The organism is Paraburkholderia diazotrophica, assembly GCF_038900755.1.
GTDB lineage: Bacteria > Pseudomonadota > Gammaproteobacteria > Burkholderiales > Burkholderiaceae > Paraburkholderia > Paraburkholderia diazotrophica_A.
On the sequence record NZ_JBBPEN010000003.1, the window covers coordinates 859,379 to 877,018 of the forward strand.

General features: G+C 63.2%; 16 protein-coding genes. 5 read left to right on the forward strand and 11 right to left on the reverse strand.

The window, feature by feature from the left end:
- Window positions 1-117 precede the first annotated feature (117 nt).
- The 3 genes from AABE10_RS13875 to AABE10_RS13885 all read left to right on the forward strand — a co-directional run bounded on the left by AABE10_RS13875 (window position 118) and on the right by AABE10_RS13885 (window position 1,839).
- On the forward strand, window positions 118-474 hold the full coding sequence (locus AABE10_RS13875) for a nuclear transport factor 2 family protein (RefSeq protein ID WP_342933802.1): 357 nt from the start codon (window positions 118-120) through the stop codon (window positions 472-474).
- 98 nt (window positions 475-572) lie between these two features.
- On the forward strand, window positions 573-1,370 hold the full coding sequence (locus AABE10_RS13880) for an SDR family oxidoreductase (RefSeq protein ID WP_342933803.1): 798 nt from the start codon (window positions 573-575) through the stop codon (window positions 1,368-1,370).
- A 73-nt stretch (window positions 1,371-1,443) separates the two neighbouring features.
- Window positions 1,444-1,839, forward strand: coding sequence for a VOC family protein (locus AABE10_RS13885; RefSeq protein ID WP_342933804.1), 396 nt, complete (start codon window positions 1,444-1,446; stop codon window positions 1,837-1,839).
- Here AABE10_RS13885 and AABE10_RS13890 read toward each other — a convergent pair.
- From AABE10_RS13890 to gltA, 7 genes are all read right to left on the reverse strand, one after another.
- The gene (locus tag AABE10_RS13890) at window positions 1,830-2,825 is read right to left on the reverse strand and encodes a helix-turn-helix domain-containing protein (RefSeq protein WP_342933805.1); all 996 of its coding nucleotides are present in this window, start codon (window positions 2,823-2,825) and stop codon (window positions 1,830-1,832) included. The two genes, AABE10_RS13885 and AABE10_RS13890, sit on opposite strands and share 10 nt — an antisense overlap.
- 684 nt (window positions 2,826-3,509) lie before the next feature.
- A complete protein-coding gene (locus tag AABE10_RS13895; RefSeq protein ID WP_087737246.1) occupies window positions 3,510-3,854 on the reverse strand; it encodes a hypothetical protein in 345 nt (114 codons plus the stop codon).
- 207 nt (window positions 3,855-4,061) lie between these two features.
- Window positions 4,062-4,901 carry a tetratricopeptide repeat protein gene (locus AABE10_RS13900; protein WP_342933806.1) on the reverse strand — a complete coding sequence of 280 codons (840 nt, stop codon included), beginning with the start codon at window positions 4,899-4,901 and terminating at the stop codon, window positions 4,062-4,064.
- Window positions 4,898-5,860, reverse strand: a complete 963-nt coding sequence (locus AABE10_RS13905; protein WP_342933807.1) for a Ku protein — start codon at window positions 5,858-5,860, stop codon at window positions 4,898-4,900. Before AABE10_RS13905 ends, AABE10_RS13900 begins: the two co-directional genes overlap by 4 nt.
- A 148-nt stretch (window positions 5,861-6,008) precedes the next feature.
- The gene (locus AABE10_RS13910) at window positions 6,009-6,749 is read right to left on the reverse strand and encodes a DUF2278 family protein (RefSeq protein WP_342933808.1); all 741 of its coding nucleotides are present in this window, start codon (window positions 6,747-6,749) and stop codon (window positions 6,009-6,011) included.
- Between the two features lie 37 nt (window positions 6,750-6,786).
- Entirely contained in the window at window positions 6,787-9,066 is a 2,280-nt protein-coding gene (locus AABE10_RS13915) for an amylo-alpha-1,6-glucosidase (RefSeq protein ID WP_342933809.1), read from the reverse strand.
- 360 nt (window positions 9,067-9,426) lie between these two features.
- Complete coding sequence (gltA, locus tag AABE10_RS13920; protein WP_342933810.1) at window positions 9,427-10,728, reverse strand: citrate synthase; 1,302 nt, start codon at window positions 10,726-10,728, stop codon at window positions 9,427-9,429.
- Window positions 10,729-11,097: 369 nt separating this feature from the next.
- Here gltA and AABE10_RS13925 point away from each other — a divergent pair, with 369 nt between their 5' ends.
- A complete protein-coding gene (locus AABE10_RS13925; protein ID WP_342933811.1) occupies window positions 11,098-11,499 on the forward strand; it encodes a hypothetical protein in 402 nt (133 codons plus the stop codon).
- Between the two features lie 15 nt (window positions 11,500-11,514).
- Here AABE10_RS13925 and AABE10_RS13930 read toward each other — a convergent pair whose 3' ends face one another.
- The 3 genes from AABE10_RS13930 to AABE10_RS13940 form a co-directional block, all read right to left on the reverse strand.
- Window positions 11,515-12,297 (reverse strand): alpha/beta hydrolase, encoded by a 783-nt coding sequence (locus tag AABE10_RS13930; protein ID WP_342933873.1) that lies wholly within the window; start codon window positions 12,295-12,297, stop codon window positions 11,515-11,517.
- A 229-nt stretch (window positions 12,298-12,526) separates the two neighbouring features.
- On the reverse strand, window positions 12,527-13,579 hold the full coding sequence (locus tag AABE10_RS13935; RefSeq protein WP_342933812.1) for a rod shape-determining protein: 1,053 nt from the start codon (window positions 13,577-13,579) through the stop codon (window positions 12,527-12,529).
- 214 nt (window positions 13,580-13,793) lie between these two features.
- Window positions 13,794-14,453: an alpha/beta hydrolase gene (locus tag AABE10_RS13940; RefSeq protein WP_342933813.1), complete on the reverse strand. Its 660-nt coding sequence runs from the start codon at window positions 14,451-14,453 to the stop codon at window positions 13,794-13,796.
- Window positions 14,454-14,846: 393 nt separating this feature from the next.
- Between AABE10_RS13940 and AABE10_RS13945 the strand changes: the two genes are divergently transcribed.
- Window positions 14,847-16,469: a DHA2 family efflux MFS transporter permease subunit gene (locus AABE10_RS13945; RefSeq protein WP_342933814.1), complete on the forward strand. Its 1,623-nt coding sequence runs from the start codon at window positions 14,847-14,849 to the stop codon at window positions 16,467-16,469.
- A gap of 300 nt (window positions 16,470-16,769) precedes the next feature.
- On the opposite strand, the gene AABE10_RS13950 is transcribed toward AABE10_RS13945, so the two are convergent.
- On the reverse strand, window positions 16,770-17,528 hold the full coding sequence (locus AABE10_RS13950) for a helix-turn-helix transcriptional regulator (protein ID WP_342933815.1): 759 nt from the start codon (window positions 17,526-17,528) through the stop codon (window positions 16,770-16,772).
- Window positions 17,529-17,640 lie beyond the last annotated feature (112 nt).

Sequence of the window (17,640 nt, forward strand, 5' to 3'; positions counted from 1 at the left end):
GTAACCTGGGACGACGCGCAGCGTGCCTATGCAGGCTGACCGCTCCCGGTTCCGAACCATGCCGGCGTCCGCCAGGCCGCCCGCGTTCCAACGCTTTGCTATCGACGGGAATTTGCCATGTCATTCGCTTCCGAACAATCCGAACCGATAACGAAAAAGGTTCTGGACCATCACCTCGGTGCATTCGCTCACGGTGTCGACGAGCTACTCAAGGACTACGACGACGACTCCGCTATCGTCACGCCTGAAAAGACATTCCGCGGCCGCGAGGAAATTGCCGGTTTCTTCAAAGCCTTTCTGGAAAGTGCCGACCCCACGTTCTGGCCTGCATTCAAGATCACCAGCATGTCGACGACGGGTGCAATCGCCTATATGGCCTGGGAAGCCAGGCCTTGGGTTACGCTTGCGACGGATACGCTTTACATCAAGGACGGAAAGATCTCAGTCCAGACGTTTACATCGTTTCCGACCTGAAAAGCCGCCTCCGAATAACGTTTTCCACTCCCCGCTAACCGATTGAACATTCGGCCGGTCGGCGTCGGCTGGCCGGCTTCCTCTCAGGTGGAGGTCTTATGAGCAGGCTCAAGGATAAAGTCGCGATCGTCACAGGCGCGAGTTCCGGCTTCGGCCGCGCAATTGCCGTCGCCTACGCGGCACAGAGCGCGACTGTCGTCGTCAGCGACATTCACGAAGCGCCGAACAAGGGAGGCTTTGAAGGCAATGCGCAACTGACGACCGTCCAGGCCATCAAGGAAGCGGGCGGCAAGGCTTCATATGTCGCCTGCGATGTCACAAAGCAGGATCAGGTGATCCACCTCGTCAAGGAAGCGGTCCGACAATATGGCGGCCTCGACGTGATGGTCAACAACGCAGGCATCTATCGCGCCGGAAAGCTCGCGCACGAGTTCTCCGTCGACGATCTCGACGCGTGCTTCGACGTCAACGTGAAGGGCACATGGTTCGGTTGCCAGGAAGCCATCAAGGTTTTCCTGCAACAGGGCCGCGGTGGAAACATCGTCAATATCGTGTCGACGGCCGGTCTTCAAGGACATCCGAAGCAATCCGTCTACAACATATCGAAAGGCGCGGCGGCCAATCTCACGCGATGTCTCACAATCGAATATGGCCGCGACAGGATACGCGTGAACGGAATCTGCCCGACATACGCGAAAACTTCATTGACGCGCGCGCTCTTCGACGACAAGGACTTCGATAAGGCCTTCACGGACGCGATTCCGCTCAAGCGCTGGGGCGAAGTCGAGGACATCGCGAATCTGGCTGTTTTCCTCGCGTCCGACGAATCGAGCTATATCCACGGCGACCTCATCCGCATCGATGGCGGCGAGACGCTCTGCCGCTTCTCCGTTTGATCAGTGCGCAACGGCGCGCGAGAAATCGCGCGCGCCACTTTTTCACGGTTCGTTCTTGCATCGAGAAAGCAAATTGGCAAAGATCATCCACACGATGGTGCGGGTCCACGACCTCGAACATTCGCTCGCGTTCTACAACGACACGCTCGGACTTACGCCAGCTCATCGACTCGATTTTCCGGAGTTTTCTCTCGTCTATCTGCGCAACGCGGAGAACGACTTCGAAATCGAACTGACATGGAACAAGGGACGTGAGCCGGCATACACGCACGGCGACGGATACGGGCATATCGCTGTAGCCGTCGATGATGTGGATGAAGAACATGCGCGCCTCGCTAGCCTCGGCGTAAATCCGACGCCGCTAAAAGAGTTCAGGCGCGGCGAAGAAATGCTAGCCCGTTTCTTCTTTATTCAGGACCCTGACGGCTACAAAATCGAAGTACTGGAGCGTGCCGGACACTACGTTTGAAGTCCGCGAGAACCTTGCTGACGAGTGCCGCCGATCATCGGCGTTTCGCGCATGTCGCCCGGCGAGACGCCATATTTCTCCTTGAACGCGCGGCAAAAGTGGCTGCTCGAATTGAAGCCATATCTGAACGCAATTTCAGAGATACGCTGCCGGCTGAACGCCGGATCGATCAACGCCTGCTTGCAGGCATGCAGGCGCCTCGCGAGTATCCAGCCCGACACCGTCATATCGCCGCGCTGAAAGAGCATATGAAGGTATCGAACCGAAATGCGATTGGCTTCGGCGATTCGGGCTGGATTGAGATCGTCCTCGTGCAGGTGTTGCAGGATGTAGTCCTGCACGCGTCGCAACATGGCCGCGCTTGCATCGAAATGCGCGGACGGTTGCTGTCCTGACAACGCGATGCCCAACAGTTCCAGCGTGGAGCGGCTGACGGAACCCTGAACGCTCTCGTCGAGCGTCGCGATTTCGTTGGACAGCGCGAGCAAATGCACGGCAAGCAAAGACCCGACACCCGCGCGGCTTTCGATCTTTCCGCCTGTCGGGGGCTCCTTCCGTTCGGGCAGGCGCTCGCGCATGATGGACCAGGGAATCATCAGCGTGACCTTGTGCAGCCGCTCGATCACTTCGAATTCGATGACCTGCCCCGTCGTCCACACGACGACGTCCCCGGAAGTCACCTCGACCCCGGCGTTACCGATCTTGAAGCGCTCGCGGCCGCCCGTCGTCAGCTGCACGCCGACGTAGAGATCGTCGTCGTGGCGAACCTGCCCGCGCGTGCGTTGACCGGAGCACGGGTCGCACACGGTCTCGACGATGCCCGCACCGGCGAAGTCGTGCTGCTTGACGTGAGCGTAGAACGTCGCCGGCAGCCGACGAGGCACCTGCCATTCACGATAACTGCTGCTGAGCACGGATTGCCAGGCATCGGTACGGTCCGATACGGGCACGTCGCTCGATGACCATTCGATCGGCGAGTTCTTCACGTCCAGTCTCCTGTCGTCTCCATTGCGCCGCGAGTCTGCTGGCTTTGCGCGCGTGGACTGCCGCCGCTTACGGTACATGGGAAGGAAACCCGCCAGCATCAGGACGTTCCCTATCGCGCCCTTTTATGAGCCGGTAGTTCGAATCAGGCGACTCGAATCAGTCGACCGGAAATCAAAACCGCGAGTGGCATTCGAACGTGAGTTCCGTCTCATGTTCTTCGAGTGCCCGCACACCCTTCGAAGACTCGGAAACGACGCTGAGCATCTGCCCGCGTTGCTGACAGAAATCGCTCGCGCTCTGCATGACTGCCTTGTGCGATCTTGCCCATGCGACGCTGCCGCCCGCGGCCGTCGCGTGAAGGGAATAACGTCCCGGGTTGGCTGATTCCGTGACGGGACTCGAAGAAGTGGAGCAGGCCTGCATCAGCAACGGTGCGACGGCGAACAGAGCTGCCCATTTCACCCATCTCGTTGCCGCAATAGTCAGCCCGCGCATTGTCGAACTGGCGCGCCGCGGTCGCGCGTCATTCATTCCGATATCGTTCACAACAACCTCTACACTGGGCTCCCGTCGCGCGCGCCCGATGCGGCGCAGCAAAAGTGTCGAGTATGAACGGTGGACGTCTTGCGATCAGCTATCGCGATTGCAATGCTGTGTTTGAAAAACGGTATCGACGCTGATCATCAAAGCGCTTCCTGGCACAGCGACATCATTCGCTGCACCATCGTGCTCGCCTCGTTCAATTCCATTTCGCTCGTAAAGAGCGCATTCACGCTGGAAAGACGCACGGCAATGCCCGCGTCCAGCAGGTCCTCGCTTGCGATTTTCAGCGCGAGTTGCCCGATCTTCACCCGATCGAGCCAGTGCATCTTCACATCGTTCTTCCTTAGCCAGCGACGACAGCATTCGACGACATGATCGACACGCCATTCCTGTGTCAGGGCGTGCGAAGCCGCCGCAATCGCGACAAGAAAGCAAAGCAGTTCCGGACGCGCACTGTCCGCGTCGTTGAATTCGGGTTTCAGCATGGCTTGTGGACCTCTATTCCTGTCTTCACTACGTGCGTACCGTTGCACCGAAATCAACCCGTGCGCATGGCGAACAAGAGAGCCCGCGCAGGCGTTTCTTGCACACTGAATTTGCGTGCATAAGCGGAAAGTCTACGCCTTTTTGGACGCTCGCCAATCGACAATCAACTGAACGGACGTGCTCAAAGATGGGCTCAGACGGGCGAGCTAGTTCGTCAATCGCCGATACGCATTCAGGTGCCGCAGCAAGCCCTGCTGATCGCCGAGGCCGTCGAGAAGAATGGCGAGATTGTGGTGCGCGTCCGCATACGACGGATCGAGTTCGAGACAGCGCTCGTAGCTTCGCTCCGCGTCCGCAAGCCGGTCCAGTCCTTCCAGCGCCACCGCGCGATTGAAATGCAGCACGGCGTCTTCCGGGAAATACGACAGCGCGTCGTCGAATACGCGCAGCGCGTCTTCGCAGCGCGCTTCGCTTTCGCACAGCAGCGCGCCGAGATCGACATACGCGGCGTAAAACGGTTCGGGCGAAAGCGCTATCGCTTTTCTATACGCCTGCTCTGCGCCCTTTGCATCCGACTCCACCAATTGGCCCGCAAGACCGTACCACTCGTCGGCCTCGCGCGCGGCGTCCTTCGGTTGCGGCGACGAATCGAGAAACACCACGTCGCCCTTGATCTGCGCCACTTCGAAGTCGAGCAGTTGCTGGCCCGTTATCGCATCCCATTGCGATGGCCCCGTCCGCACGACGATCTCGTTGCCGACGGCCGTGACGCGAATGCCCGACAGCGGCAACGCTTCGGGCAATTCGGACCTGAGGCGCTGCAACGCCTGCACGATCTTGCGCGGAGGAATATTCGATGCGCGCAACTGAAGCGCCGTCCTCAGCAGCACGACATCCTGAAACGTGAAACGCAGCGCGTTGCGCGGCCCGCGCGTCGGCGTCACGAAGCCGGCGCCGACGAGTCCCGAGACGACTCGCCGCGACACGCCCAGCATCGATTCAAGCTCGCGCATCGACAGGCTATGCGCCGCGTCCGCTCCCGTCACTTGCGCGCCCGAACCTTGGTGGGCACTTCGGCAGCGGGCGCTTTCGCAGCGCGCGCGGCCGGCTTGCGCGTTCCCGGCGCGGCGGCGATATCGGTCACGGGCCCGGCGGCCTTGCGCTTTTGCGGACTCGTGGACGGGCTCTCAGACGGACTCGCGGATGCGGCAGAGGGCTTCGCCCTCGCGCCGCCTTTCAGGCTCGCGCGCAACGCTTCCATCAGGTCGATTACTTCGCCGCCCGGCTCGGGCGCATCCGCGCGCTCGGCGGAGATGACCTGCTGGCCTTCGATCTTCCTGTCGATGGCCGCGAGGATGCGCTTTTTCTCCTCGTCCTCGTATGCGCTCGCGTCGTAGTGGTCCTCGGCGCCCTGCTCGATGATCTGCATCGCGAGCTTCAGCTCCGACGCGGTGATCGGCACGTGCTCGATGTTCAGGTCCTTCAGCGAGCGCACTTCGTCCGCGAACAATAGTTGCTGGAACACGAGTCCGTCTTCAGCCGGCCGAACCTGAACGATGCGCGTCTTGCCCTTGAACGCCCACTTCGCCAGCGCGCAGCGGCCGCTCTCCGCGAGCGCCTGTTGCAACAGGCTATAGGGCTTGCCACCGCGCTTGTCCGGCGCGATGTAGTACGCCTTGTCGTAGTAGACGGGATCGATCGACTTCTCCGGTATGAAAGCCACGATCTCGACGACGTGGCTCGCGCTCTCTTCGAGCGCCTTCAGTTCGTCGGCGGTGAAGACGACGAAGCGGTCCTTCTCGAACTCGTAGCCCTTCTTCATCGACGAGCGCTCGACGACGGCACCCGTCGTCTCCGAGATGTATTGCTGCTTCACGCGGGAACCGTCGGGCGCGAGCATATTGAAGCGCACGTCCGACCCGCTTTCGGTTGCGGAATAGAGCCGCACAGGAATCGACACGAGGCCGAACGAGAGAGACAACGATGCAATCGAGCGTGCCGCCATGAGCTTCTCCCGTGGGCTGCTGCGCTGGCCGGCACTCGTCGGATGAAACCGGCGCAAGCGCGACGCCGCCCCTGAAATTACGCTGAACGCGTTTGCAAGCTTAGCATTGTGTCAGTATCGTGCAGCGATGGGGCACGTGAGCGCGCCGCTAGCCGAGAATCGGATGCGACGTGCCGGGGATCGGCCAGCCGCGGTTGTCTGTCGGCACGAGCTGCGTCTGGAACGCCACGAAAAGCGCCTGAAACCGCCCGTCTACTTCGACAATCACTGCGCCGTCCTGAAAGGTCCCGTTCTCCGACGTATGGTCCCTCACGTGGCTGCCCGGCTGCGGCTTCGGATTACCCTGATTCATGTGCGTTTCGTGCAAGCCGTCCTGCTCCGGCTGGAACAGAAAGCCGAACCCATACACGCTGACGTTCTTCGTGGGCTTCCAGCCGCGCCGCGTATCGTTGCCGCTCTTGCTCCGATACACATAGTCGACGGGCGCCGCCGACATGTCGAGTTGCAGCATCCCGTTGACGAGCGCGTTGATGTCGTTGTGCTCGCTCTGCGTGTCGAGCGCGATGGGGCGCATCGTCGTGAGATCGACGAGGCGCGAGTCGTGCACGTAGTCCAGCTTCGGAAATCCCGTCTGCGTAAGGCCGAGTGGCAGCTTCGCAAGATCGCCGATCATCGGATGATCGAAATACTGATTCCACGCGTAGAGCACGAGATAACCGGCGGGACCCGTGAGCGAGCTATCGGACTTCACGTTCGTGACGATTTCGAAGTCGCCGCCTTTGGTGTCGTCGACCACGATCACATAGTGCGGGTCGCCTTTGTAGCCGTCGAGAAAGGGCACGCCCAGTTTCAGCGCGCCCTTGAACACGACGTAGACGTTTTGCGGCATGTTCGCGCTCCGTCGAAGAAGGTTGAAAGGCGGCGGCTTACAACAGCGCGATCACCCGCACGTCCCCCTGTTCCGCCGACGCCACGACCTTGCCCGCGACGCGCCTGAACGTGATCGACACCGACGAATCGCCGACGCGCAGATCGCTGATCTCGATCCAGTCGATGCCGTCGGGCAGCATCGGCTGCTCGATCAGCACTTCGCGCCGCGCCGCGTCGATCGTCACGCCCAGGCACGCTTCGAGCATCATGAACGGCGAGCCGGCTGCCCAGGCTTGCGGCAGACATGCGACGGGGTACGCCGTCGGCGGTTCGCCACGGCGGCGCGGAAAGCCGCAGAACAGCTCCGGCAGCCGCATGTCGAAATTGACGGCCGCCTGAAAAAGCGCCTGCAACAGACGCACGGCGGCCGCCTTCGCGCCATAGCGCGCGAGGCCGCGCGCGCAGATCGCGTTGTCGTGCGGCCAGACGGAGCCGTTGTGATACGCCATCGGATTGAAGCGCGGCTGGCCCGCCGCCAGCGTGCGCACGCCCCAGCCCGTATGAAAGAGCGCCGACTCCAGCGCGCGCGCCACGGCTTCGCCGCGCTCCCGCGACGGCAGGCCGAACGCGAGCAGATGCCCCGCGTTCGACGCGAGCACGCGGCACAGATCGCCGTTGCCGTCGAGCGCGATGCCGTAGAAGCTCGTGTCGTCCATCCAGTACTTTTCTTCAACGCAGGCGCGTATGGCCATTGCGCGCTGCAAATAGCGCGCGGCTTCCTCGGTCTGGCCGCGCAGCGTCGCGAAGTGCGCCATCGTGTCGAACGCGGCGCTCGCGTAGGCCTGCACTTCGACGAGCGCGATGGGCCCGTCGGGGTAGCGTCCGTCCGCGTGAAAGACGGAATCGTGACTGTCCTTCCAGCCCTGGTTCGCGAGGCCGCTGTCCGACGCGCGCTGATAATCGAGCAGCCCATAGCGGTTGCGGTCGCACACGGCCGCGACCCACTTCGTCGCGCGTTCGAGCGCCGGCCACAGCTCTTCGACGAGCGTCGTGTCACCTGTGCGCGCAACGTATGCGCCCGCGAGCACGATGAACAGCGGCGTCGTATCGACACCGCCGTAGTACAGCGCGAACGGCACCTCGCCCGTCGCCGCCATTTCGCTGCGGCGCATTTCGTGCATGATCTTGCCGACAGCGGCATCGCGGAACGCCGAGTCCTCCTTCGCCTGATGCTCGGCGAGAAAGCGCAGCACGCCGCGCGCGAGAGCCGGCTGCAGCCAAAGCGTCTGCAACGACGTGATGACGGCGTCGCGCCCGAACGGCGTCGAGAACCACGGAATGCCCGCATACGGATACGGCCCCGTCGCGAGATCCGTCGTCAGCAGACCGAGGTCCGCCTGCGAGCGGTCGATCCACGCGTTGAAAAGCGGATTGCTCGAGCGCACGCGCGCCGATGCGCGGCGCCGCTCGCGCATCACCAGGTGCGCGTCGACGAGCGCCGCGCGCACGGCCGAGCGGCCCACGCGAGGCCGCGCCGCATCGATCTGCGACACGTGAAGCTCGGTGACGGTATGCGTCGATTGCGGCACGTCGACGTCGGGCGCGCCCTTGTGCGCCTCGACCTGCACGGCCACCGACAGGTAGATCGACACGCATGCCTGCGCCGGCAGCTTCACCGAGTAATCGGCGCGGCCCGCAAGCAGCTTGTCGGGCATCGGCGAAAACGCGACGCGCACGCGGCGCACGACGTCGTCGAGTCCGACATAGCCGAGCAACACTTCGTTCTTGTGCACGCGCGGCGTTTCGACGGAGCCTTGCTGGTCGCGCTTCAGGCCGCGCACTTCGAACATGTCGCGAAAGTCGCTCGCGAACGAAATGGACAGCGGCACGACGGCATCCGTCGTGCCGTAATTGGTGAGCTCGATCGCTTCGTTCATCACCGTGCCCGACAGCACGCGCACGCGTTCGACGTGAATCACGCCTTCCGGCGTGCTGTCGCCGCCGAGCGGCGGCAGCGGGCGGTTGGTCAGATGCGCGGTGAATGAAGTGTTGTCGCTGCTGACGCTGCCCGACAGCAGCGACGGCGCGCGGCCGCCGAATGTCAAACGCAGCTGCGACAGCACGCGGGTATCGTTGACGAACAGGCCGTCGTCGTGCCCTGTGACATCGCCGAGCGGATCGTTGACGATGAACGTGCCGCCCGATTTCAGCACATGCTGCGTCGCGGCGGCGACGTTCAGGTTTTCCGGCGCAATGAACGCGCTGTCGGGGTCGTCGCCGTGATACTCCACGCCGCCCTGATGGGTCAGTCCGCCGAGTGCTTCTGGATCCTGCATCAGCATGCTCCTGTGCTAGTGGCTTCGTTCCGATTGTAGAGGGTCCGCGCAATTAGGACAGAGGATAGCGCGGCGGGTGCCCCGATCTTCATGATTTTTTCGTGTAATGCGTGAAGAGGGAATCGAGCGGCGCGCATGGCACGGGTCGTGCTGTCGATGCTTGAATGGCTTCACGCGGGCAGCGCGCTCTCGCGTGCGCGTGCGGAACTCGCAGGAATTGATTCGCCATCCTGCCCATGTAGAATGCAACGCCCGAATGAAAACAGGCGCCGTTTCCCTCTTGCGGAAACGGCGCCTGTGCTTTCAGACGATGTCGCGGATAGCGGCGTTCAAAAGCAAGCTTCGATAACTGACAAACGCTTAACGGCGTGCAATCGGCTTTGCTTCACGCGGCGTCTCGCCGACAAACAACTGACGCGGACGGCCGATCTTCTGTTCGGGGTCGGCGATCATTTCGTTCCACTGCGCGATCCAGCCGACGGTACGTGCCATCGCGAAGATGCACGTGAACATCGACGTCGGGATGCCCAGCGCGCGCTGCACGATGCCCGAGTAGAAATCGACATTCGGGTACAGCTTGCGCGACACGAAGTACTCGTCTTCCAGCGCGATCTTTTCGAGTGCCATCGCGAGCTTGAACAGCGGGTCGTCGTGCAGGCCCAGTTCGTTCAGCACTTCGTGGCACGTTTCGCGCATCAGCTTCGCGCGCGGATCATAGTTCTTGTAGACGCGATGGCCGAAGCCCATCAGCTTCACGCCGGAGTTTTTATCCTTGACCTGCTCGATGAACTTCGGAATGTTGTCGACGGAGCCGATTTCTTCCAGCATGTTCAGCGCGGCTTCGTTCGCGCCGCCGTGCGCCGGGCCCCACAGACACGCAATACCGGCTGCGATGCACGCAAACGGATTAGCGCCCGACGAACCGGCCAGGCGCACCGTCGACGTCGACGCGTTCTGCTCGTGGTCCGCATGCAGGATCAGAATGCGGTCCAGCGCGCGCACCAGTACGTCGTTGACCTTGTACTCTTCGGCCGGGTTCGAGAACATCATCTGCATGAAGTTCGCGCTATACGACAGGTCGTTGCGCGGATACACGAACGGCTGGCCGATCGAGTACTTGTACACCATGGCGACCAGCGTCGGCAGCTTGGCGATCATGCGGATCGCGGAAACATCGCGATGCGTCGGGTCGTTGATGTCGAGCGAGTCGTGATAGAACGCCGACAGCGCGCCGACTGCGGCGACGAGAATCGCCATCGGGTGCGCATCGCGGCGAAAGCCACGGAAGAAGAAATGCATCTGCTCGTGCACCATCGTGTGCTTCGTGACGGTGTCTTCGAACTCTTTCTTTTGCTGCGCATCCGGCAGCTCGCCTTTCAGCAGCAGGTAGCACGTTTCCAGAAAATCCGCGTTCTGCGCGAGGCTGTCGATCGGATAGCCGCGATACAGCAGTTCGCCCTTGTCGCCGTCGATATACGTAATCGCCGAATTGCACGACGCCGTCGACATGAAGCCCGGATCGTATGTGAACTTGCCTGTCTGTCCGTAGAGCTTGCGAATATCGATTACATCGGGACCCATCGATCCTTTATAAACCGGTAGTTCGATCTTCTCGTCGCTATTCGAAAACGACAGCAAGGCTTTGGTCGTTGATACGTTCATCTGGGATTCCTTTCGACTTTGCATTCCTGAGACATTGCGAAGCCGGCGATCACGTGCAACCGCGCCTCCGGCAGCCGTGAGCATTCTACGGCCCGCATGCCCTTTGATTGCATCGCTCTCGCGCAACAATCAATCTCGTACCAAGCAATACTCGACTATGGAATAAAGGGGTTCTCCGTCGACAGACAAATGAAAGAGAGCGCTCAATGCAACAATGTTTTGCTCCGGCACGTGGCGCCAAACGCAATCGTGTCTGAGATACTGGATTCGTGTTGAGCTTCCCCTGCAAAACACAATGCTGTCTTTGACCCGCCGCGAGATCGATCAAGCGGCGGGTCTCTTTTAAAGTCAGAGTCAGGAATGCACAAAATGAACATGAACATCGACACGCTCTTTCCCGCGACAGAAGAAACGGAAGATATCGTCGTCACGGCGCTGAATCACCAGGACATCGTGCTCGCGCTGTCGGCGGCGCTCGCCGCGGAAAAGGTCGCGGTTCTGCACATGCTCTATCCGCGCACGGACGCGCGCACGCACCGCAGCCTCGACGAACTCGTCGACCGTCTGCATGGTCATGGCCTGCATCAGGTCGCGCGTCTCGTCTCGCACGAAGCGCACTACCTCGTGTTCAAGGAGCCGGTAAAGGCGTGGAAGGCATTCAACGAGATTCGTCACGACTCGCTCGCAATCGGCGTGCATCTGTACTATCGCGGCTTCGTCGGTGAGGCGGCCGAGCGCGCGCTCGTTGCCGACGCGCACGCGAAAGACTGACCAGTCAGATGATCTTCAACGCGTGACCTGAACGAACGCGTCGACGAAACGGTTGAAGGCAGCGGGGTGCGCGAGATTCATTCCGTGCGAAGCGCCCATTACCGTTTCGCGGCGCGCGTCGCGCAGCCATGACACGAGCGTTTCGGCCGTGCGCCGGAACATCAGCGGGCTCTTCTCGCCGTCGATCAGCAGCACGGGACACTTCACGTCCAATGCGTCGTCGGGCGTATAGGCGGGCAGCGGATCGCGAAACTGGCGCGCAAGCGTGTGCGCATTGTCGGTCGCCATGCGCCGGAAATTCGGCGTGCTCTTCGCCCAGAAGCCAGGACGGCTGACGGAATCGACGAACAGTTGCAGCCCTGCATCGACCTGGCCTTCTTCGATCAGCTGCGCGGCGCGCGCCCTCAACGCATTGACCGTCTCCGGCAGGCGCGCGGGCGCGCGGTCGCCGGTCTGCAACGGCCCGCCAGGATCGGCGAGCGTCAGTGTCTTCACATAGTGGGCATGGCGGCGCGCGAAGTGATACGCGACGCAGCCACCGCGCGAATGCGCGACGACGTGCGCCGCGCCCGCGCCGAACCGCTCGATGAACTGCGCGATTTCATCGGCATGACTGCTCCAGCTGAACGGAATCGTGGCGGGTGTATCGGCAGCGGGCCAGTAGTGCGTGAGACTCACGGACACGCATCGATAGCGCTTCGACAAGCCCGCGAGCTGCGCGTCCCAGTAACGGTAGTCGCACAGCGAGCCATGCACGAAGAGCAGCAGCTCGCCCTCGCCCTGCTCGACATAAGGCATGCGCAAGCCGTTGGGCAAATCGATGAAATGCGGTGATGAAGCGGTAATCGGAGTCACTGAAAGAGGCCAATGAAAAAGGCGCGCGGTCGACGACACGCGCGCCATAAACCTCATTGTCACACAGCGCTTTCGCGCGCGTTTGCCGCTCACCGATGTGACGCGTGCAACGCGCGAATGCGGCCTTCAAAGCGCCCTTTAAAGCGCCACAAAAGAATGTCAAACGATTGCGTCAGTCGTACGCCGACATTTCGACTAGTCCTGCGCTCGCCGCCGCGCCTGCGCCGCGCACGGCGCACGTCAGCGGCTCATCGGCAACGCGCACCTCGATGTGCAGTTCGTTGCTGAAGTAGCGCGCGAGATTGCCGAGCAGCGCGCCGCCGCCAGTCAACACGATGCCCGCGTCCGCGATATCGGTGACGAGCTCCGGCGGCGCGTTTTCCAGCGCGGCCTTCACGGCCCCGAGCACCTGACGCAGCGGCGCGGCGATCGCATCGACGACATCCTGCGTCGACAGCTCGACCGTGCGCGGCAGGCCGTCGTCGATGCCGCGTCCCGTCGCGCGCATCGTATCGGGCGGCACGATCGCGAGCGCCGAGCCGATTGTCTTCTTCACGTGCTCGGCCGTCTGCTCGCCGAGCAGCACATGGAAGTTGTTGCGCACGTGCTTGATGATGGCCGCGTCGAACTGGTCGCCGCCGACGCGGATCGAGCCCGTGTACGCGGTGCCGCCCAGCGCGATCACGCCGATCTCGGTCGTGCCGCCGCCGATATCGACGACCATCGAGCCCGTCGCCGAAGACACCGGCAAGCCCGCACCCACGGCCGACGCGAGCGACTCGTCGATGAGGTTCACCTTGCGTGCCCCGGCTGCGGCCGCCGCCTCACGGATCGCGCGGCGCTCGACCTGCGTCGCGCCGGACGGCACGCAGATCGTGAACGACGCGCGGCGTGAGAAAAACGGCCGCGGACGCGCCATGCCGACGAACTGCCGGATCATGTGTTCCGCCGCCGGGAAGTTGGCGATCACGCCAGCCCGCATCGGTCGCACGGCTTCGAGATTGACAGGCGTGCGTCCGAGCATCTGCCTGGCCTCGTCGCCGACCAGCGCGACGCGCTTGCGCCCCGTTGCCGACTCCTGCTTGTCGAAGCACACCACCGACGGCTGATTGAGCACGATGCCGCCGTCGTCGGTATAGATCAGCGTGTTGGCCGTGCCGAGGTCGACCGCCACGGAGTCGCTGAACAGGCGTCCAAAAACCGATTGCGCATGCGATCTGGCCATAGTCAGGCTCTTTTGAAAGTGTTGAGCTGCCGAGGCGGCAGCGAAAATGTCTCACCGCGAGCACGCGGTGCGGCAGTGCGCCGGAAAGTCTTTCCGGCCCTTGAACGCATATCGGCAGATACGTGGCGAACTTTAGGAATATTGATTCACGACGTCGCGCAGCCGCGCGAGCGGCCGTATCGGCGAGTCGTGTGTGTTTGCGACGAAGGCGCTTTCAGGTCCGCGCGAGCGGCGTCAGCACGCGGACCAGCGCTTCGCGAGCCAACTCGACGCCGTCGCCGGAAATCGTATGGCCGACGCCCGGCAGCGCGAACGCTTCGACATCGAAGCCCGCGTCCGTCAGCGCGATCGCCGCGCGTTCGGTTTCCTGCACGGGTATCACTTCGTCGTCTTCGCCGTGGATCAGCGTGACGGGCGTGGCGCTGCGCGTCGTGACGGGCGATGCGAGCCGCCCTGAAAACGCGACCACGACAGCCGCGCCCTGCGGATTCGTCGCCACATGATGCAGCGACATCATCGAGCCTTGCGAAAAACCCACTAGCGCAAGCTGACCGTAACCGAGGCCGCAATGCGCGAGCTCGGCGTCGAGCATCTTTTGCAGCGCGGGCCATGCAGCCGCGACGCGCCCCGGACGGTTGCTTTCATCGACGTCGCGCAGGCTGAACCACTGACGCCCGCCGAAGCCGCCGTCGAACGGCTCGCTGCCGTCGAGGGACGCGAACGCCGCTTGCGGCAGCGCTGCACGCCAGAAATCCGCGAGCGGAACGAGGTCCTGAGCATTGCTGCCGACGCCATGCAGCAGCACGACCAGCGCCGCCGCCGGTCCGTCGGCGGGTGCGAGCCGCCAGCCGTTGTCGAATCTTTCCCAGGCCATCGCCTTCATCCTTTCGTCTTGCGCGGCGTGCACCGCGGGCCTTTCCGCTGCCGTGTCACGCGCAGGCGGGAGCATACGCCGCACGTCGCGATTTTGCGCGCGTTTTGCGCAAAGCGTATGTGGCGCCCAACAACGGACGCCGACGGGCAACGCGGCACTGGACAACGCATTTCTGTTCCGCTCCGCGCAACGCGCAAGACGCGGACCTGAACGCGCATGCAAAGCGCGAGCCCGAGCGCCCCTCGCCGCGATGACGCGATGAATCCGCCCGCCTGTGCAGTCGGCCGGTGCCGATTGGCGCTTGCGACTATCATCGGCATGAAGGGCCGTCAGCCACTGTCGACAACGCCGCGCCGCGCGACGGCTTGCGCGTGTTCACCGCCGGAGATCCGCTTGAGCGAACCGAACGATCCGAACCGACCGAACCCATCGAACGACCCGCCTTCCCCGCCGAAGCCCGCCGCGCCGACGCCCGGGCCGCCCGCTCCACCTCCACTGCATGGCGGACAGCTCGCGCTCGCGACCTTCGCCGTCGCGCTCGCGACGTTCATGAACGTGCTGGACACTTCGATCGCCAACGTTGCGATTCCAACGATCTCCGGCAATCTGGGCGTTTCCGTCGATGAAGGCACATGGGTCATCACGGTGTTCGCCGCATCGAACGCCGTGTCGATTCCGCTGACGGGCTGGTTCACGCAGCGCTTCGGGCAGATCAGGCTGTTCGTCGGCGCGATTGTCGGCTTCGTGATTGCGTCGTGGCTGTGCGGCGTCGCGCCGTCGCTGCCCATTCTGCTGCTCGCGCGGGTGTTTCAGGGGGCCGTGGCCGGCCCGCTGATTCCGTTGTCGCAAGCAATTCTGCTTGCATCATGGCCAAAAGAAAAATCGTCGAGCGCGCTTTCGCTGTGGGCGATGACGGCAACCGTCGGCCCGATCGCTGGCCCGGCGCTCGGCGGCTGGATCACCGACAGCTATTCGTGGTCGTGGATCTTCTACATCAACATTCCCGTCGGTATCTTCGCGGCGGGCGTCACGTGGATGATCTACCGCACGCGCGAAACGCCGACGCGCAAGCTGCCCATCGACGTCGTCGGCCTCGGCCTGCTGATCACATGGGTCGCGTCGCTGCAGATCATGCTCGACAAAGGCAAGGACCTCGACTGGTTCAGCTCGCCCCTAATCGTCACGCTCGCGGTCACGGCGCTGATCAGCTTCTCGTTCTTTCTCGTGTGGGAGCTGACGGAGCCGAATCCCGTCGTCGATCTGCGGCTCTTCAAGCAGCGCAATTTCCTCGGCGGCACGGTCGCGATTTCCGTCGCATACGCGGTGTTTTTCGGCAATCTCGTGCTGCTGCCGCAATGGATGCAGGAGTATCTGAACTACCGCTCTGTCGACGCCGGGCTCGTGACCGCGCCGCTCGGCATCTTCGCGGTGATCCTCGCGCCCGTGATGGGGCGCGTGCTGCCGCGCTCGGACGCGCGCATCATCGCAACGCTCGCGTTCGTCGGCTTCGCGATCGTGTTCTTCATGCGCTCGAATTACGTGATCGAGATCGACACGTGGCACCTCGTGCTGCCGACGCTGCTGCAAGGCATCCCGATGGCGATGTTCTTCGTGCCGCTGACGGCCATCATTCTCGCGGGCCAGCCGGGGCCGAAAGTGCCGGCGGCGGCGGGCCTGTCGAATTTCGTGCGGGTATTTTGCGGCGCGGTGGGCACGTCGATCGCGGGCACGGCCTGGAACAACCGCACGGTCCTGCATCACGAACGCCTGACCGAGCAGGCTAACGCCAACAACCCGGCGTTCGCGCAGCAGATCGACGCGACGCAGACGCTGTTGCACGTGAGCCCGTCGACGTCGAATGCGATGTTCGATTTCACCGTGAACACGCAGGCCGCGATGATGGGGCTCAACGACATCTTCTATGCGTCGGCGATCATCTTCGTGCTGATCATTCCCCTCATCTGGATCACGCGCCCCGCGCGGGGCGGTGGCGGGGACGCGTCGGGCGCGCATTGAATGTGGATTGATCGCGCGTTGGCCGTGCGTTTGGCCGTGCGTTTGGCCGTGCGTTGGCCGTGCGTTGGCCGTGCGTTTGGCCGTGCGTTGGCCGTGCGTTGGCCGTGCGTTGGCCGTGCGTTGGCCGTGCGTTTGGTCGTGCGTTTGGTCGTGTGTTTGGTCGTGCGTTTGGTCGTGTGTTTGGTCGTGTGTTGGCCGCCCATCGAACGAGCAATGAGCCCGCGTTGGCCTGGCATTGAGCGCGCATTGACTGCGCAACGAACGCGGACGCACAAGCGCGCCCGCGAACTGCCTTCGCGCTCAGCGGAAAAAGCGCGCGGGCGTTTCTCCGAGTGCGTCCCTGAACACGGCGATGAACGACGACACGTCGCTGTAGCCGACCGCGAGCGCGACCTGCGTGACGCTCGCGCCTGCGCCCAGACGCGAGAGCGCCGTCAACAGGCGCAACTGCTGACGCCACTGCCCGAACGTCAGCCCTGTTTCCTTCGTGAAGAGACGCGCCGCCGTGCGCGCGGTGATGGCTGCGGCCTCGGCGAAATCGTCGAGCACGCCGGGCTTGCCAGGATCGGCCGCGAGCGTATCGGCGATGACGCGGGCGCGCGGGTCGCGCGGATAGACCAGCGAAAGCGGCGGCACGCGCGCGAGGCGCGGCAGGCGGTCGTCGATCACGGCCATCAGGCGGGACTCTTCGTCGTCCGCCGGTGCGTGCGGGTCGAATGCCGACGCCGCGCCGAGCAATTCGTCCACCAGGCGATCGACAGCCACGACGCAACAGCGCGTGGGCACGGACGGCGCGCCCGCATCGACGTGCAGGACGCGCAGCGCGACGGGCGCCGCTGACGACATCCGGTGCAATACGCCCGGCAGTATCCACACGGCATGGCGCGGCGGCGCGGCCCACAAACCGCCCTCCGTGTGCACGCTCAGCACGCCCTGCGCGACATGGACGAACTGCGCGCGGCGCTGCGTCCGCCACGGCTGATCGAGCGCGCGGTGACGCGCGCCCAGCACGAAAGCCGTCCGCGCGACAGAGTCGGGATCGATGGAAGCCTCGCTCATCTGACTGTCCGTTTTGCCCTGTCAGCAACCGAAACCGACCAAGACTAGCATGCGCGATCTGCGGATGCCCGATCCCGGTGCCACGCTGCCCTTAGCGCGGTTTCGGCCACAG

Coding starts and splice junctions, on each gene's coding strand:
- AABE10_RS13875 (WP_342933802.1), top strand. CDS start 118: ATGTCATTCGCTTCCGAACAATCCGAACCGATAACGAAAAAGGTTCTG.
- AABE10_RS13880 (WP_342933803.1), top strand. CDS start 573: ATGAGCAGGCTCAAGGATAAAGTCGCGATCGTCACAGGCGCGAGTTCC.
- AABE10_RS13895 (WP_087737246.1), bottom strand. CDS start 3,854: ATGCTGAAACCCGAATTCAACGACGCGGACAGTGCGCGTCCGGAACTG.
- AABE10_RS13905 (WP_342933807.1), bottom strand. CDS start 5,860: ATGGCGGCACGCTCGATTGCATCGTTGTCTCTCTCGTTCGGCCTCGTG.
- AABE10_RS13910 (WP_342933808.1), bottom strand. CDS start 6,749: ATGCCGCAAAACGTCTACGTCGTGTTCAAGGGCGCGCTGAAACTGGGC.
- AABE10_RS13915 (WP_342933809.1), bottom strand. CDS start 9,066: ATGCAGGATCCAGAAGCACTCGGCGGACTGACCCATCAGGGCGGCGTG.
- gltA (WP_342933810.1), bottom strand. CDS start 10,728: ATGAACGTATCAACGACCAAAGCCTTGCTGTCGTTTTCGAATAGCGAC.
- AABE10_RS13925 (WP_342933811.1), top strand. CDS start 11,098: ATGAACATGAACATCGACACGCTCTTTCCCGCGACAGAAGAAACGGAA.
- AABE10_RS13930 (WP_342933873.1), bottom strand. CDS start 12,297: ATGCCTTATGTCGAGCAGGGCGAGGGCGAGCTGCTGCTCTTCGTGCAT.
- AABE10_RS13935 (WP_342933812.1), bottom strand. CDS start 13,579: ATGGCCAGATCGCATGCGCAATCGGTTTTTGGACGCCTGTTCAGCGAC.
- AABE10_RS13940 (WP_342933813.1), bottom strand. CDS start 14,453: ATGGCCTGGGAAAGATTCGACAACGGCTGGCGGCTCGCACCCGCCGAC.
- AABE10_RS13950 (WP_342933815.1), bottom strand. CDS start 17,528: ATGAGCGAGGCTTCCATCGATCCCGACTCTGTCGCGCGGACGGCTTTC.